This window comes from Lysinibacillus sp. NPDC096212 (genome assembly GCF_044763105.1).
GTDB lineage: Bacteria > Bacillota > Bacilli > Bacillales_A > Planococcaceae > Lysinibacillus.
The window spans coordinates 22,949-39,225 of record NZ_JBIWFQ010000004.1; the positions used below are offsets into that span (position 1 = coordinate 22,949).

Here is a 16,277-nt window from a genome sequence, read left to right on the forward strand (position 1 = left end):
TCGAGGGATTCAGTAAGGAAAAAAAGAATACTTGAGGATGCATAATAAAAAACTTTGTGAAAAAATGTGAAGAAAATGTGACGGAACCAGATGGAACAATGGATACGCTTACATTAGTTTGTGAAAAATTTCTCATTTACACAAGAAAAATACTATGTGAAAAGTTGAACAGGCTTAATGGCGGTATTTGTACATTTTTAATAAAGCTAATCGATGCGAATATTATATTATAATAATTGATTGTGAAGTTAAGAACAAAGCATAAAATTAGCGGAGATGAGAATAGATAGCGCTATTTAGATGAAAAACTAAAATTGACAGAAAATTCGTTGACTTTACTTTCACAAAGTATTATGATTCTGAAATATATAATAATTTGAAAAGAAAAGGATGGGATTGAATGGACATTATGAAAAAGGCTTTAGAAATGCACGAGTATTATAGCGGGAAATTAGAGGTGATTTCTAAGGTGCCTGTGCAAGATTCATATGATTTAAGTCTTGCGTATTCGCCAGGGGTAGCTGCGCCTTGTGTAGAGATTGAGAGAAATCCATCACTTGTTTACGACTATACAATGAAAGGTAACATGGTGGCAGTTGTTTCAGATGGAACGGCGGTATTAGGGTTAGGGGATATTGGTCCGAAGGCAGCATTACCAGTAATGGAGGGGAAGGCTATTTTATTAAAGCGTTTTGCCAATGTTGATGCTTTTCCTATTTGTTTAGATACGAAGAATACGGATGAAATCGTCAGCATTGTGAAGGCGCTTGCTCCTACTTTTGGTGCTGTAAATTTAGAAGATATTTCAGCCCCAAGATGCTTTGAAATTGAAGATCGTCTGCGCCAAGAATGTGATATTCCCGTATTCCATGATGATCAGCATGGAACGGCGATTGTAGTAGGTGCAGGGATGATTAATGCCAATCGTATTGTGAAGAAAGATGTGGCAACGATGAAGGTCGTAATTAATGGTGCAGGAGCAGCGGGTATTGCTATTTTACGTATTCTTGTGCAAATGGGCTATAAAAATATTTATATGTGCGATACAAAAGGCCTCATTTATGAAGGTCGCGCTGAAGGTATGAATCCAATTAAAGAAACAGTGGCACATTTAACAAATCCTGGAAAAATACATGGGACATTGGAAGATGCCATTAAAGGTGCTGATGTCTTTATCGGCGTATCGGTTGCTAATTTATTAACAGAAGCACATATTGCTTCAATGAATGATGATCCAGTCGTGTTTGCACTAGCAAATCCAAATCCTGAAATTACGTATGAAAATGCTAAAGCATGGGGTGTACGTATTATGGGAACAGGACGCTCCGATTATCCAAATCAAATTAACAATGTGCTTGCTTTCCCTGGTATTTTCCGTGGGGCATTGGATGTTCGAGCAACAGATATTAATGAGGCTATGAAAATAGCTGCAGTGGAAGCGATAGCCGCTCTTGTAAGTGATGAGGAATTAACGGAGGAATATATTGTACCTAAATCATTAGATGAGCGGGTTGTTGAAATTGTTTCCCAAGCTGTAAGTGGAGCAGCTGTTGAGTCTGGTGTGTCGGAGCTATTCCAACAAAATACAGTGCTTTCAGTTTAATGTGAAAAAATCTCCCACTCTCATAGAGAGAGGGGAGATTTTTTACATTGTTCCGGCTAAAATGCCGATAACTGCAAAGAGAACAATCACCAGAATAATGAGGGCAATGAGAATAATGCATGGAATATAGAGTGTAAAGAACGCTCTCCAATTGGTTATTTGGTGTGCTTCTGCAACAATTCCTACTGTAATAATGAGGTTCCAAATTGCAACCACAATCGATAATAAAATTGCAATCCAAAAAACCCAAGGGTAAGGCCCGGCGAAGTTAGGATCCATTAAAGATTCAGGTGATGTAAATAACCAAATTAAATAAAAAGGAATAAGGACTATAGATGGAATAGCCGTTAAACTTAGCCCTTTGAATAAGTGTGAGTACGTACCTGTTCCTTTAAAAAGTTTACCGAATAGCCAAGCGATGAGTGCAACAAAAGCTGTACCGATTATTCCTGAAATCGGTGATGCAATAACACAAAATAGTAAGATAAGCCAAGGAGAAAAGTCTATCACGGATATCTTATCAATAAGGTCTGAAAGTGTAACACCAATATAACCAATTGACAAAAGAAGAAGAGCAAAACCTATTGATTTTTCTTCTATCATGTAACGGGTTGTTTGCTTTGGATGCAACCAAATAGACAAAAATGGATTAATCTTTAGCCTTTCTTGTGATGTTTCATTAAAGTCATCCATTAAATTACCTCCAAAATAATAGTATAAATGCATTATGCGTATAATTAGTATACGAGTGAACGAATGAAAAGTTTCGAAGAAACATCTTACCAACAAAAAGAGCCGCAAGAAAGCGACTCTTTTTGATTACTCGTATCTAGTCAGGCATAGCATTTTAATAGAATGGTTTTTTATTCAGCTAACATAATTTTTTCAAGTTCTAATGGTTCTATGTATTGTTCGCCTTTGTAAGCACGCATATTACCACCTGAAATTTCATCGATTAATAAAATTTCATTTGTTTTAGCATCGCGGCCAAACTCAAGTTTAATATCGTAAAGTGTTAACCCTTTTTTGTCAAGCTCTGTAGCAATAAATTTAGCGATTTCAATTGTACGTTGCTTTAAAATTGCGTATTCTTCGTGTGTTAACAGGTTTAACATGGCTAAAGCATCTTCAGAAATGGGAGGATCTAGTCGATCATCATCTTTGATAGTAACTTCTACGAAAGAATCTAAGTCTTGTCCTTCTTTTACGTATGCACCATAGCGACGTAGGAAAGAGCCTACTGCCTTGAAGCGGCAAATGACCTCTAAACCTTTACCAAAAACAGTTGCAGGCTTTACTGTCATTGTTGCATCGTTGAAGTTTGCATCAACGTAGTGAGTAGGAACACCTTGTTCGTTTAGTTTTGAGTAGAAATAAGAAGTTAAGCGAAGTCCAGCTAAACCAGCACCGTCGATTGTTAACCCTACAGTATTAGCACCTGGGTCGAATACGCCGTTCTCTCCAGTTACATCATCTTTAAATTTTAATAAGTAATGACCATCTTCTAATTGAAACACATTTTTCGTTTTACCTGTATACAATAATTCCACAAAAAACCCTCCAATATTTCGTAGTACTTCATTATTATAACACGAATGTTTTAAATGTTTAATAGTAAAAATGTTCGTTTTAAACGATATTTTTTGTGCTTTTTAACTTCTTTTCTAATGGAAAATAAGGTGATAACGAATGTTTGTTATCACCTTACGTGGATTGAAAGGATTCTGAAGTTATTGTTAATAAACGCCTTCAGCTAGCATACCATCAGCAACTTTAACGAAGCCAGCGATGTTCGCGCCAACTACAAGGTTCCCAGGGTAACCATATTTTTCGGCAGCTGCTTTACTGTCTGCGTAAATGTTTTTCATAATTTCATGTAATTTAGCATCTACTTTTTCAAATGACCAGAAAACGCGACTTGAATCTTGCGCCATTTCAAGAGCAGATACAGCAACACCTCCGGCATTAGCAGCTTTAGCAGGACCAAATAATACGCCAGCATTTAAGAATTCGTTAATTGCTTCAAGATCTGATGGCATGTTTGCACCTTCACCAATAGCTTTCACTCCGTTAGAGATTAAAGTACGCGCTGAATCGCCATTAATTTCATTTTGTGTAGCACATGGAAGCGCGATGTCACAAGGGATCGTCCAGATACCAGTGCAGCCTTCTGTAAATGTAGCATTTGGACGATAGTTTAAGTAAGTGGAGATACGATCGCCTTTTACTTCTTTAATTTCTTTAATTGCATCAAGATCTAAACCTTCTGGGTCGTAAACATAGCCTGAAGAGTCAGAGCAAGCAATAACTTTAGCGCCATAAGCTTGTGCTTTTTCAATAGCATATGTTGAAACGTTACCAGAACCAGAAACTACAACTGTTTTACCTTCGAATGAATCGTTGACATCTTTTAGCATTTCATTTACAAAATATACAGTACCATAACCAGTTGCCTCTTTACGGGCTAAAGAACCACCGTAGCCAGGAGTTTTACCAGTTAATACACCAGATTCGTTTGCTTTTGTTAAACGCTTATATTGGCCCCATAAAAAACCTACTTCACGAGCGCCAACACCGATATCACCTGCTGGAACATCGACATCTGGACCAATATGGCTGTATAATTCAGTCATGAATGCTTGACAGAAACGCATGATTTCCGAATCTGATTTACCTTTAGGATCGAAGTTTGAACCACCTTTACCACCACCGATTGGTTGACCTGTTAAAGCATTTTTAAAGATTTGTTCAAAGCCTAAGAATTTGATAATTGATTCATTTACCGAAGGGTGGAAGCGAAGACCGCCTTTGTATGGTCCCATTACGTTGCTGTATTGCACACGGTAACCACGGTTTACTTGAACTTGATTGTTATCATCTTGCCAAGCTACACGGAAAGAAATGATACGATCTGGCTCAACGATACGAGATAAGATATTGGCTTTAATATATTCAGGGTGTTGTGCAAATACAGGCACTAATGAAATGAAAATTTCTTCAGCTGCTTGTAAGAACTCCGCTTGATAACTATTTTGTTGTTTTAGTTGCTCGAATACGCCATCAACGTATTCTTTTGCTAATTGTTCGTTGCTTACAGTTGTAGTTGTCATAGTAAAAAACCTCCAGTTATTTGATATTTGTATCGTATATCTATTTTTCGCACTATTCAATAAAATACTTTTTCCAACAGTCTAAAGTTTGTGAAAAATTTAACAAGTAGGGGTGAGAATTTATTATATCAAAATAATGATGAGTTTGAGTGATCTATCTAATTATGAGAAAGGAATGATGCTTTATTGTGAAGGTTTTAATTGACGCTGATGCCTGTCCAGTCGTGGATTTAGCACTATCTATATCATCTGAGTTTGAGATTGAAACAATCTTGTTTTGCGATACATCCCACCGTATCGAACGTGATAATGTAATAACAATTATGGTCCCGAAAGGTCCAGATTCGGTTGATTTTACGCTAGTGAATGCGCTTTCAAAACACGATATTGTCATTACACAGGATTACGGTTTAGCAGCTATGGTTTTGGCGAGAGGCGGTTATCCAATCGATCAAAATGGACGAGAGATGTCTAATGAAAATATCGAACGTTTGCTCGACATGCGCCATGTTGGACAAAAAATTAGACGTGCTGGGGGACGTACGAGAGGACCTAAAAAACGAACACAAGAAAACAATATTTCGTTCGAATTGAAATTTCGACAAATTTGTGAACGAGCAATTATAACTCAAAAAATGGAGGAATCTGAAGGTGGAAAATGAGCGTAAACACGAACTATTTAATCAATTTCCAAGACTAAATAAGTTAGCAAATCATAATACTGTACTTTGGGAAAATACAAATCGAGAAAAAAAGGCGCAAACAAATCTTTTTTCAATAGAGGAAGTTGAGGAGGCAGAAGAAACACTTAAACGCTTTTCTTCCTATTTAATTTTAGCATTTCCAGAGCTTTTGGAAAGCAAAGGGCTTATTGAATCATCTTTACTAGATATACCTTTCATGAAGAAAGCTCTTGAAAAGGAATTTGATGTTTTAATACCAGGTCAATTTATCTTAAAGTGCGATCATGCCTTGCCAATTTCCGGCTCTATTAAAGCCCGTGGTGGTATTTTTGAAGTATTAAGGCATGCAGAACGGCTTGCAATCGCTAGTGGCAAGCTAACAAAAGAGGATAGTTATGCCGTGTTGGCAACAGAGGACTTTCAATCGTTCTTTCAGCAATATACAATTGCCGTAGGTTCTACAGGTAATTTAGGATTGAGTATCGGCATTATGGGCAAAAAACTCGGCTTTAATGTCGTTGTACATATGTCGAGTGATGCAAAAGAGTGGAAAAAAGCATTGCTGCGTGAAAAAGGTGCGACAGTTATTGAATATGAAGCAGATTATAGCGTTGCTGTAGAACAAGGTCGTCGAGAGGCTGAACAAGATCCTATGTGTCATTTTATTGATGACGAAAATTCGAAGGACCTATTTGCCGGCTATGCAGTAGCGGCGAAGCGTTTAAAAGCACAGTTTGAAAAGACGAATATTACTGTAGATGCTGCCCATCCATTGTTCGTGTATTTACCATGTGGTGTAGGTGGAGGACCGGGGGGAGTTGCGTACGGGATACGTGAAATTTTTGGAGAACATGCCCACATCTTCTTCGCTGAGCCCGTAGCATCCCCTTGTATGACAATCGGCTTGATGACAGGTTTACATGATGAGATCAGTGTAGAAGATATTGGATTAGACAATAAAACAGAAGCAGATGGTCTAGCAGTCGGGCGTGCTTCTAAATTCGTTGGTAAAGTAATGGAGACGTATATTAGTGGTTGTTATACAGTGAAAGATGAAGAATTATTTACGTCGCTCGGTTTAGCGATGGAATCGGAAGGTCTATTTTTAGAGCCATCTGCGCATGCAGGGATGTTCGGACCAATTCATTTAATGAAAAATGGTCAAAGTTATTTAGAAAAGTATGATTTAGTTGATAAGATGGAGCAAGCTACCCATCTTGTATGGGCAACAGGTGGAAGTATGGTGCCGATGGAAATGCGTGAGGAATACATGGCAAAGGTAGTGCAAGTAGCAAGAACTAATGATTAAGGTAGTTAGTTAATAAGAAAACGCAAGAATGCTATTTGGAATTAACATTCTTGCGTTTATTACTTTTAAAGTTATTTATATAAATAGTCCAACGCTTGATAATCTTGCTGATAGCGTCCACCGTCTGCTACTTCAGCGTGATATAGAGCTTTTAAAGCATAATTTTTTTGCAAATCCATTTCGGACATTAACTCTTTTAGGCGATCATGTAATTCACGGTTTTCTTTCACAAGTTGCTGCATTTGTGGTTTAAAATATTTCATTCTTTCTAACTCCTCAATTTATAACGTGCTTATTAGTATAACACTTTTAGCTATTGAAAATGCACTCATATTCATAATTCTGGCTTTAAAAGATTATTCGGTCGATCATGCCGTGACTTATTATGCCATGATATATATTAATTGGTGTGAAAGCTGTGCGACTCCTGGCCCTCGTGAATGTAATCATAAAACCTCCAAATCATACATAGATTTGGAGGTTTTCCATTAGTTAAAGCTTTACAACTGCAATTGTTTTCGCTGAGCGGTTAAAAATACTTCCTGTGCTGCCCGTACACCTGCACCTGGCTCAAAGTCATATTCAAAGTCTTGAAGTGCAGCTTCCATTAAAGAAACGGCCTGTAAAATATCACTTGGGAAGCAGTAACCCATATGGCCGAATCTGAAAATTTTCCCTTGCAAATGACCGAGTCCTCCAGCGAAATCTAAATGATATTGTTGCTTTAAATGCGACAAGAAGTCACCGAGTGCAATCCCTTTTGGTGCCATAATCGCTGTAATGGTCGGAGAAGCATGCTCATCCGTAGTGAGAAGTTCAATATTAAGGGCATTCATAGCATGACGCACCATGTTTTTCATTAGTTCATGGCGGGCAACTGTATGTTCAAAGCCTCCTTCTTCCTCTATAAGTTTACAAACCTCATGCAGTCCAGAAATAAGTGTCACAGTAGGCGTGTTTGGAGTCATCCCTTTTTCTGCCCAGCTACGATAGCTTAATAAGTTTAAATAATAGGAAGGCGTATTATTTTCTTCAATAACTTTCCAAGCTCTATCACTAACGCTGACAAGAGAAAGTCCTGGAGGTAGCATCATCGCTTTTTGAGATCCAGTAACAAGAATATCGATTCCCCAGGCATCCATTTCTGCAGGAGCTCCACCTAGGCAACTTACACCATCGACAATACATAATGCATCCGTTTCCTCACGTACAACTTGTGCTAATTCAGCAATTGGGTTTAAGATACCAGTGGAAGTTTCATTGTATGTGACAAAAACAGCTTTAATATCTTTCAACGGCTGCAAGAATTCTCGTAACTCCTTAGCTGTGCAAGCTTGCCCCCATTCTTTTTCAAGCTTATGTACATGAAAGCCGTATTTCTCACAAATCGAAACGAAATAGTCTCCGAATGCTCCAACAGTGATGACAACTACATTTTCACCAGCAGAGACAGTGTTAACCGCCGCAGCCTCTAAAGCAGCTGTACCACCTGATGGAAGGAGTAAAATATCCTGCTTTGTCCCAAAAACAGGTTTTACTAATTCAATTGTTTCACGGTAAAGCTCTACAAATTCATTGCTTCGATGACTTATAATATCGCGACTCATCGCAAGCTGAACCTTTTTCGGAATTGGCGTAGGTCCTGGATGTCTTAAAATATTTTCATACACAATCATCAAACCCCTTTGTATTAAAAATTAGAAATTCGAAATTTTCTAACTATAATATAGCATATTTTTTCTGTTATCTAACTTCTTTTTCAAAATTTGATAGATCAAGTGTCGTAAGAGAGTAGAAAATACAACGAATAGTTCTCAATTTTTTAATATGGTAAAATTTTTATATAAGGGGGCTGAGTTATGGAATCGAAAGTAAATTATCCATATATTTATTTTTTATTGGAATCAAATATGGTTTTTGTCTATCGAATTAAAACACATCATTATCTGAACGCATCGGATTTGATAGATAGGAGTGAATGGGAGGCTTATGAATTACAGCATCATGATCAATTTGAAGCATTCAACCATGAAGAAAGTGAAGCAATTGAGGGGTGTGGGTTCTGGCTTGAGCAACATAAATTAAGCGACATAGTAGAAATTATCAATGACTGTATTCAAAAACATCGTTTTGTGGACCATCGAATAACAACGCAGGCAGTTCATATTGTGAGCTCTGAATCTGCTGCTGGTTCAGTGAGAGTAGCACTACCACCACCTAAACATGTGATTGGATTCCCTGATTGCTTCTCAATTGGACCATTGTGGAAGCTAGAGGAGAAAAGAGGTCAAACATTCCGAAATAATTGGTTATTTGAAAATATTAATGATGGACAGGAAGATGTTTATCAAAATAAGTTTATAAATACTTTGCGTGAAATAGAAGATATTTCTAATCATGTTCCGATCTATATTTGGTATGGTAATAATGCCGATGAACAATGTGGGCTTCGTTTTTTCCTCTATTTATTGCGAGATAAATCAAATGAGATTTTTCTTATTAATACAACAGAACATAGTAAGGCTAATTGTGCAACAAGTCATCTTAGTTCACAGCAATTAGCACAGCTTTTTATCAACATAGAAGAAAAAAAGCCATTAACTATCCAGGACCGTCTTATTTTCCAAAATGAATGGGAAACATTATCGCAAACTAACGATATTCTGCGCTTATGGATTAATAATGAAATAAAAGGGGTTCCAGAAAATTATTTTGATCCACTTATTATAGAAACGATCGAAAGGCTACATAATGAACAAGCAACAAAAGATTTTATCAAGACAGGGACAGTGATTACGGAACTCTTACCTTTAATAGAAGAGCTTCCTAGTGTCTTCTTTTTAGAATGTAGAATAAGATTTTTAGTCTATAGTGGGGTACTTGCATTAAAAGGTATTCCTAAGTCCATGAGACACTATAGTGTAAAATTACGTGAATAACTAGAAAACCTCTTTACACCTTTAAAAGTGTAAAGAGGTTTTTGTACTTGCATATGTATTATGCAACGAAAGGTTTATTCATTTTTATTAAGCCGTAAATAGCATAGAATAGTCCTAATGTGATGAACGATAAAATCGTATAAAGTACAGCTTTCCCAGTTCCGCCAGTCCAACGATAGAAGAGGCGATATGTGAAGTGGAAAATAAAGCCAAGAAGACCTATTGAAGCAATTATATCCAGAAACAGATACGGAATTAATGAAACAATTGTTAATACAGCGTAAATAATAACATTCTTTATTGCTGCTGAACGAATTGTTGCGTCATCATCACCCTTTGCTGTTAATAAGAAAAGGCTATAAACACCAGCAATTGGAATCCAAGCAATATAAGCTTGTTTGCTAAAGCCATTTGCTTTAGATGCCTGGTAATAAATAAGTGAATTAATTACATAGCTTGCGATACTTATCAATGCAATACAAATTAACATAATAAAGAGGAATGCCAAATCTAAATCATCGAAATCATTGTAATATGAAGAATCGTACATATAAAAACCTCCTTTCCAAAAAAATACTTCACAATAATAACAATACTAAAGTCACAAATCTACAGTTAATTATATCCGGAATTTAATGTTAATGATGTATTTGCACTATTTGAATAGATGTAAATATTGCATTAATGTTCATTTTTTGATAAATGATTGTTGGATCAAAAAAAGAGGTTGGCAAACTAGTAGCCAATTGTTGTAGACGTCACAAAAAATCAGTGCTTGAACAAGACAGCTTACAAATAAATTTAAATTCTACAAGAAACTATCTTGATGAATATTTGAGCACTAATGTAAAAAATGCTAAAAATATCCTCATAAGTATTGGTATAATAGTTTTAGGATTTTTGGCTTATATGAAGTAAAAGAAATAAGAGAGAGGAGAGTAAGTGATGCTAATTATAATTTTTATATTGATAGTGATAAGCTTTTACCTTATGGAAAAAAATTATCGGAAAAGTGTCTATTATAAACTGACAAAAAATAATTTCTTTGCAGTTAAACTCGATAAAGGGAGAAATGGTGAGTACTTAACATCGAAAATTATTGAGAGGCATGCCTTACAAAGTCATAGACAATTATTAAATGTATATATTCCAAAGAGAAATTCAGATGAATTAACGGAAATTGATTTGCTTTATATTGATCGAACTGGTCTATATGTGATTGAATCAAAAAACTATAGTGGCTGGATTTTTGGTAATGAGACACAACAGCAATGGACACAAACGATGCCGAATAAGAAAAAATATAAATTTTTCAATCCGATCCGGCAAAATGCTACGCATATCCGTGCAATTCAAGATTTTTTAGACCTTCCGAAAGAAGCAATTCATTCAGTCATTGTCTTTAGCGAACGCTGTACATTGAAAAAAGTGGGAGTAACTTCCCAAAATGTACATGTTATAAAACGAGAGGATTTAAGGCGTTTTATCCAAACGCAAAAGCAAACTGCAAAACAGTTTTTCTCACAAGAAGATATTCAAGCAATTTACAATAAGCTTGTACCTCAAATGCAAGTATCTAATGAAATCAAAAAACAACATATTCAAACGATTCAGCAGAAATATGGAAAATAATCGTGTGTTAAAAGGGGACTATAAGCATGCCAATATACAATAAATTAGTACGTGATTTAATTCCTAAAGTAATTGAAGAAAAGGGTAAAACATGTAGCATAAGAGTATTAGAACAAGGAGAACACTTAGAGGAAATAAAAGTGAAAATGCAAGAAGAAGCATTAGAATTTCTAGAGGCAGCCTCACCAAAAGAGGCCGTTGAGGAACTTGCGGATATTTTAGAATTAGTACATACAGCTATACAAATGTACGACGTGTCCTACGAACAATTAGAACAAATACGTACTCAGAAGAAGAGCCAACGCGGAGGATTTTCGAAAGGTATATATTTAATTGAGGTGAAGGAGTAGGGGGAAGCAGTATGTCGCATGATTTAAAGGTCGGTGAAATACGTGAACAATATGTAACTGAGGATCAGATTTGGCAACATCTGAATAATTTTTACTATCGTTCATCAGTCGCAACTTCTTATAAATATGTGTTTTTTAAAGCATTGCTTGAAAATTTATACAATGTAGACGAGAAGTTAGTACTCAGTTATGATCAAATATTTTATTCTTTCACAAATATATATTGGAATCTGGTAATTCATCACAAGTTAGCACAATCACCTAATAAAAATAAACCTGCTCGTGCCCAAACCATCTTACAGAAATATGCTAATGACAATGCTATCCCTCCAGAATGGCAATTCGATCAGCTTTTAGATTCGTTGCAACTAAAAATCGTCAATGAGGTGAAGCGTGATTGTAAGCAGAACGTTATCGGCGCATTTTACGGAGATACAGCAGGGGTATTCTATGAATTTGACATCAAACATGCACATTTTCGTTTCAACAATCCTGTCTATCAATTCATGAAAAAATACCAGCGGGTTTTAATAAATCTAACAAATTATCATTTAGCCAAATATCTTGAAAAAGTGAATGAAGTCACAAGTACAATGGCGTTGCTTTCGAAAGTAGAAGTCATTTCAAAGCGCAGTTCTTTAGAAACATTTTACAAGGTTCTTACACAATTTGAACAAAATCGATGCTTCTATTGTAATTGTGATTTATCAACTAATCGTCGAAAAACACACGTCGATCACTTCATTCCGTGGAGCTTTATTCAAAATGATAATTTATGGAATTTAGTGTTGGCGTGTAATGATTGTAACTTGCATAAAAGTGACAAAATCACAACTAGATTTTATTTAGAGTCCATGTTCGAAAGAAACTATAATTTAGTGTCAATTGTTAGAGAACCAACTTATTTTTATACATATGAAAATAGCAAACTTGTGGATTTATATGATTACTCAATAATGAACGGATATACGACGTTATGGGAGCCGAGGAAGGTACATAAGTTAAAAAATTAATTTGATTTTATTATGGAAGAACATAGAATAACTCTGACGGATTTTACGTTTCTTAGGAAGTGTAATTATTTCAAGTGTTGTCACGTTTGATTATCCTATTATTTCAATATATAGTTCTTATTACAGATAAAATAAGGAGGAATAAATATGGCAGAAGTTAAATACGAAATTGTTGAAACAGTTGCGGTATTATCGGAAGGCAATAAAGGCTGGAAAAAAGAATTGAATTTAATTAGCTGGAATGGTCGTGAACCGAAATACGATATTAGAGATTGGTCGGAGGATCATACAAAGATGGGGAAGGGTGTTACGTTGTCACTGTCTGAGCTACAGCTTTTGAAAGAGTCATTAGCTAAATTGTCAGGCTTAGATTAATGTACAAAACTATTCTTTAGAGTTGTTTTAGAATAATTACGCAAATGAGTAGCAATATTAAATTTTCTGAGGATTTTTCATAGAATATATTTCGTAAAATTGTTAGACTAACAATAGCAACAATTCATAATGCAGGTGGCGGCTGAACTCCCTTTTGAAAGGGGGTGAGGCGGATGACAGTATTTGAAGCATTCAGTTTGATTGTGCAGTGTAGCCTTTTGCTAATTGCGGTACTGACACTGATGGTTAGCATTATTGTCTCTCAAAATAAAAAGAAATAGCCACCCTGCCGGCTAAGTAAGGTGGCGATAGCTACAACTTTAACTTGGTCAGCCGCTATGATTGCGGCATGATTGTTGCTTTGACTGGATGTTGACGCATCCAGTCTTTTTTATTCTATATATAGTGTATCATATTTATTCGAAAAAGAACATTTTTCTTCATTCAGTGGGCATTTCAAGCCAAGCGTAATTGATACAGTCTTTCTCTCTCGATTAAATGAATTTTGCAATGTCATTTAGCGCTAAACGAGAAGAGCCATAAGCTGGTGATGCTGCTTTTCCGATGGCGATTAAGACGATCGGCACTAGATTATCTGTTAATTCAAAGTGCTTCGCAAAAGCCTCTTTATTGAAGCCACCCATTGTAACCGTATCATAGCCCATTTCTTTTGCTAAAAGCATGATTTGCATAGAAATTAAGCCTGCATCAAATGTAGCTATATTTTTTAGAACTTCTTTAGGAAGATTAGAATAAATCTTTAATGAATTTTCGATCATCATGTTTTTTGTTGCTTCATCCATATAGCCAAGCTCGAAGTTTTTTGTATAGACTTCTTCAACATTATTGTACATTGCTGTATCGCCTAATACCGCAATGATGGCAGACGCAGTTTCTACTTGCTCCTGGTTATTAGCAATTAAACGTAGTTCTTTTTTTACTGCCTCATCTTGGATCACTAAAAAGCGCCAAGGTTGTAAATTACTTGATGAAGGAGCGGTTGTTGCCTCGACAAGTAATTCCTCTATATCTGATTGAGGAATTTTATAATTTGCCTCATACTTACGCACAGATTTACGATCGTGCATTACTTTATTTATATAACTTTTAGTTGTAGTCATCGTTAAAAAATCTCCTTTATATTTATGATATTTTACTATACGATATTCTTTTTAGAATTCCAAGTAAATCGCTCGCCTTAGAGAGTTTTGATTAACTTCTTTCAGCGGATGTCGCGGAATTATGCCGAGGCATAATTGATAATCCGAGGCATAATTGATTATTATTACTTAAATTTAAATGCCTCGAAGTCAACGCTTATATCTTTATTGCGGGATTTCAATTGCTTGGCAAAATGTTTTAGCATTTTTTCAGGGCCACACATAAAAATACTTGTTTGCGGGGGCACTGCAAAATTTTTAAATGAAAGCCTGTCCATTTGGGTAGTATCAATAAAGTTCACTTTGAATTGTTGATTAGTTTCTGCATACTCCTGTAAAAAATCTTTATAGATAGCATCATTTTGACCATGATAAGTGTAAAATAACTCAATATCACGATTTACGGGCTGTGATTGCAAATAAGATAAAAATGGAGTAATGCCTATACCACCAGCTATCCAAACTTGTTGTTGTGTTCCGTTTTCAAAGTTTAAATGACCATAAGGACCATCAAGTGTAACTGGTGTATTCAGCTGAACTGAATCATATACTTTTTTTGTGAAATCACCAATCGCCTTTATAGTGACAAATAATATTTTTCCATCGCCACCTGAAATTGAAAAGGGATGAGGCGCCTTTTCTATGCCATCTTGCAAAATCTTGATAAAAATAAATTGTCCATGACGAAATGGTAATTTTTTATCAAGTGTTAGCTCCAGTTCAATTACATTGGAGCCCAATTTTTTAATCCCCGTAATGTTGCCTTTATATTTAAAAAACATATCCTGATACATCGTCAGCATATATAATGCTGACATAAATCCAATAGTTGCAGTTATTGCTGTAAAAATTCCTAAAGGTGTAGGCTGTAATAAATCGTATCTGCTTGAAAAATAGGCATGATAAATTCCAAATGTATAAGGGATAAGCATTAACCGATGAAAGATCCGCCAGTGCTCATATTTTAGAAATTTAGCAAAAAGCGCAATTACAATTAGCGCTATGAAACCATATTGCCCAAGTGATCCTAGTTCTTTCGCAAATTCGCTGAGTGAAGTTCTTTGTACTTTATCCCAGTGGGGGACCAGACCTTGTAATTGACCATGAATAACCACTAATACTAGTGAAAGTATTGCTAAATATTTATGATAAAAATAAACATTTTCTAGTCCATGAAACCAACGTTCAAAAATTTTCATTCTTGTTGCTAACAAAAAGACAAGAAAGAAGCCTGTGATGGCCATGCCTCCAATGATGTGGCTGAGCCTGTTAACTGCCTGGATAGGCTCTATAGGTGTAGCAAAATACCACAGTAAAGCACTACTACTCATTATTAGTATGATAAACAAAATTCCTTTGATAGATTTCATAAATAACCTCCACTATTCATTTTTATCTCTAAGTATCCTATATATACAATAAGAACCTGAAATGTTTCTGATATTTTTAATTTGATATGAAAGTTAATTTCGTCAATAAAAAAGGGATTATACGTTCGGAATATATGTTCCCTTTTGCGCTGAGGTGTGTTAAATTAAGAAGGTTAAAAATATAGAGATATAAGGAGCAGAAGTAAATAATGCAAGGGAATACACATATTATCGGGGGCATCACTGCAAGTCTTGCTTTTGCACAAATTTCTAATGATAATCCGCTTGTTTTAGTAGGGGCGGGCGTTATCGGTGCATTACTTCCAGATATTTGCCATGGAGGCAGCAAAATCGGGAGGAAGTTTCCCATCATATCAAAAACTGTGAATTCGCTGTTTGGACATCGTTCCTTTACACATAGTTTGCTTTTTTTATTTTTGATTTGGATGCTACTACATACATTTATACCTTACGAATCCATTTCGCTAGGTATTTTATTAGGGATGGCAAGTCATATTTTCCTTGATATGGGGACGAAGAAGGGTGTTAAGCTGTTCTTCCCAGTATCCATCTCAGTACGTCTACCCATTACTACAAAAACGGGCAGTAAAGCTGAAAAGGTAGTGTTTATGTTGTTAACGATGCTTTCAGTCTTTTTTAGTTATGAAATGATTGTTAATCTAGTCCAGTCCGTATAACTAAAACAGCCCCAGGATGAGAGTTTCTCATACTG

General features: G+C 35.8%; 18 protein-coding genes. 10 read left to right on the plus strand and 8 right to left on the minus strand.

Annotated features, from left to right (window positions below; genetic code table 11):
• Positions 1-400: 400 nt before the first annotated feature.
• Positions 401-1,603, plus strand: a complete 1,203-nt coding sequence (locus ACIQ7T_RS05000; RefSeq protein ID WP_370077377.1) for an NAD(P)-dependent malic enzyme — start codon at positions 401-403, stop codon at positions 1,601-1,603.
• A gap of 42 nt (positions 1,604-1,645) precedes the next feature.
• Here ACIQ7T_RS05000 and ACIQ7T_RS05005 read toward each other — a convergent pair whose 3' ends face one another.
• From ACIQ7T_RS05005 to gdhA, 3 genes are all read right to left on the minus strand, one after another.
• Positions 1,646-2,296, minus strand: coding sequence for a YIP1 family protein (locus ACIQ7T_RS05005; RefSeq protein ID WP_370077378.1), 651 nt, complete (start codon positions 2,294-2,296; stop codon positions 1,646-1,648).
• A gap of 170 nt (positions 2,297-2,466) precedes the next feature.
• On the minus strand, positions 2,467-3,153 hold the full coding sequence (locus tag ACIQ7T_RS05010) for a phosphoribosylaminoimidazolesuccinocarboxamide synthase (RefSeq protein WP_402868960.1): 687 nt from the start codon (positions 3,151-3,153) through the stop codon (positions 2,467-2,469).
• A 186-nt stretch (positions 3,154-3,339) separates the two neighbouring features.
• On the minus strand, positions 3,340-4,713 hold the full coding sequence (gene gdhA / locus ACIQ7T_RS05015) for an NADP-specific glutamate dehydrogenase (protein WP_402868962.1): 1,374 nt from the start codon (positions 4,711-4,713) through the stop codon (positions 3,340-3,342).
• Between the two features lie 188 nt (positions 4,714-4,901).
• On the opposite strand from gdhA, the gene ACIQ7T_RS05020 reads away from it, so the two are divergent.
• Positions 4,902-5,375, plus strand: coding sequence for a YaiI/YqxD family protein (locus ACIQ7T_RS05020; protein WP_370077381.1), 474 nt, complete (start codon positions 4,902-4,904; stop codon positions 5,373-5,375).
• A complete protein-coding gene (locus ACIQ7T_RS05025; RefSeq protein WP_402868963.1) occupies positions 5,365-6,705 on the plus strand; it encodes a D-serine ammonia-lyase in 1,341 nt (446 codons plus the stop codon). Before ACIQ7T_RS05020 ends, ACIQ7T_RS05025 begins: the two co-directional genes overlap by 11 nt.
• Before the next feature lie 71 nt (positions 6,706-6,776).
• Here ACIQ7T_RS05025 and ACIQ7T_RS05030 read toward each other — a convergent pair whose 3' ends face one another.
• Positions 6,777-6,968, minus strand: a complete 192-nt coding sequence (locus ACIQ7T_RS05030; protein WP_049666523.1) for a hypothetical protein — start codon at positions 6,966-6,968, stop codon at positions 6,777-6,779.
• A 237-nt stretch (positions 6,969-7,205) separates the two neighbouring features.
• Positions 7,206-8,375 carry a pyridoxal-phosphate-dependent aminotransferase family protein gene (locus ACIQ7T_RS05035; protein WP_402868965.1) on the minus strand — a complete coding sequence of 390 codons (1,170 nt, stop codon included), beginning with the start codon at positions 8,373-8,375 and terminating at the stop codon, positions 7,206-7,208.
• Between the two features lie 189 nt (positions 8,376-8,564).
• On the opposite strand from ACIQ7T_RS05035, the gene ACIQ7T_RS05040 reads away from it, so the two are divergent.
• Positions 8,565-9,644, plus strand: coding sequence for a DUF1835 domain-containing protein (locus tag ACIQ7T_RS05040; RefSeq protein WP_402868967.1), 1,080 nt, complete (start codon positions 8,565-8,567; stop codon positions 9,642-9,644).
• 58 nt (positions 9,645-9,702) lie between these two features.
• Here the strand turns inward: ACIQ7T_RS05040 and ACIQ7T_RS05045 are convergent, their stop codons facing one another.
• On the minus strand, positions 9,703-10,194 hold the full coding sequence (locus tag ACIQ7T_RS05045) for a hypothetical protein (RefSeq protein ID WP_370077385.1): 492 nt from the start codon (positions 10,192-10,194) through the stop codon (positions 9,703-9,705).
• Between the two features lie 395 nt (positions 10,195-10,589).
• Between ACIQ7T_RS05045 and ACIQ7T_RS05050 the strand changes: the two genes are divergently transcribed.
• The 5 genes from ACIQ7T_RS05050 to ACIQ7T_RS05070 all read left to right on the plus strand — a co-directional run bounded on the left by ACIQ7T_RS05050 (position 10,590) and on the right by ACIQ7T_RS05070 (position 13,295).
• Entirely contained in the window at positions 10,590-11,276 is a 687-nt protein-coding gene (locus ACIQ7T_RS05050) for an NERD domain-containing protein (RefSeq protein WP_370077386.1), read from the plus strand.
• 26 nt (positions 11,277-11,302) lie between these two features.
• A complete protein-coding gene (locus tag ACIQ7T_RS05055; RefSeq protein ID WP_402868969.1) occupies positions 11,303-11,626 on the plus strand; it encodes a pyrophosphohydrolase domain-containing protein in 324 nt (107 codons plus the stop codon).
• 11 nt (positions 11,627-11,637) lie between these two features.
• Complete coding sequence (locus tag ACIQ7T_RS05060) at positions 11,638-12,639, plus strand: HNH endonuclease (RefSeq protein ID WP_370077387.1); 1,002 nt, start codon at positions 11,638-11,640, stop codon at positions 12,637-12,639.
• A 147-nt stretch (positions 12,640-12,786) separates the two neighbouring features.
• Positions 12,787-13,014 (plus strand): YdbC family protein, encoded by a 228-nt coding sequence (locus ACIQ7T_RS05065; protein ID WP_370077388.1) that lies wholly within the window; start codon positions 12,787-12,789, stop codon positions 13,012-13,014.
• Positions 13,015-13,187: 173 nt separating this feature from the next.
• Positions 13,188-13,295 (plus strand): putative holin-like toxin, encoded by a 108-nt coding sequence (locus ACIQ7T_RS05070; RefSeq protein WP_370077389.1) that lies wholly within the window; start codon positions 13,188-13,190, stop codon positions 13,293-13,295.
• A 213-nt stretch (positions 13,296-13,508) separates the two neighbouring features.
• Here the strand turns inward: ACIQ7T_RS05070 and ACIQ7T_RS05075 are convergent, their stop codons facing one another.
• Positions 13,509-14,135 carry a nitroreductase family protein gene (locus ACIQ7T_RS05075; protein ID WP_370077390.1) on the minus strand — a complete coding sequence of 209 codons (627 nt, stop codon included), beginning with the start codon at positions 14,133-14,135 and terminating at the stop codon, positions 13,509-13,511.
• A gap of 164 nt (positions 14,136-14,299) precedes the next feature.
• On the minus strand, positions 14,300-15,544 hold the full coding sequence (locus ACIQ7T_RS05080) for a ferredoxin reductase family protein (RefSeq protein ID WP_402868972.1): 1,245 nt from the start codon (positions 15,542-15,544) through the stop codon (positions 14,300-14,302).
• A gap of 209 nt (positions 15,545-15,753) precedes the next feature.
• Here ACIQ7T_RS05080 and ACIQ7T_RS05085 point away from each other — a divergent pair, with 209 nt between their 5' ends.
• Entirely contained in the window at positions 15,754-16,242 is a 489-nt protein-coding gene (locus tag ACIQ7T_RS05085; RefSeq protein ID WP_370077392.1) for a metal-dependent hydrolase, read from the plus strand.
• The last annotated feature ends 35 nt before the right edge of the window (positions 16,243-16,277 follow it).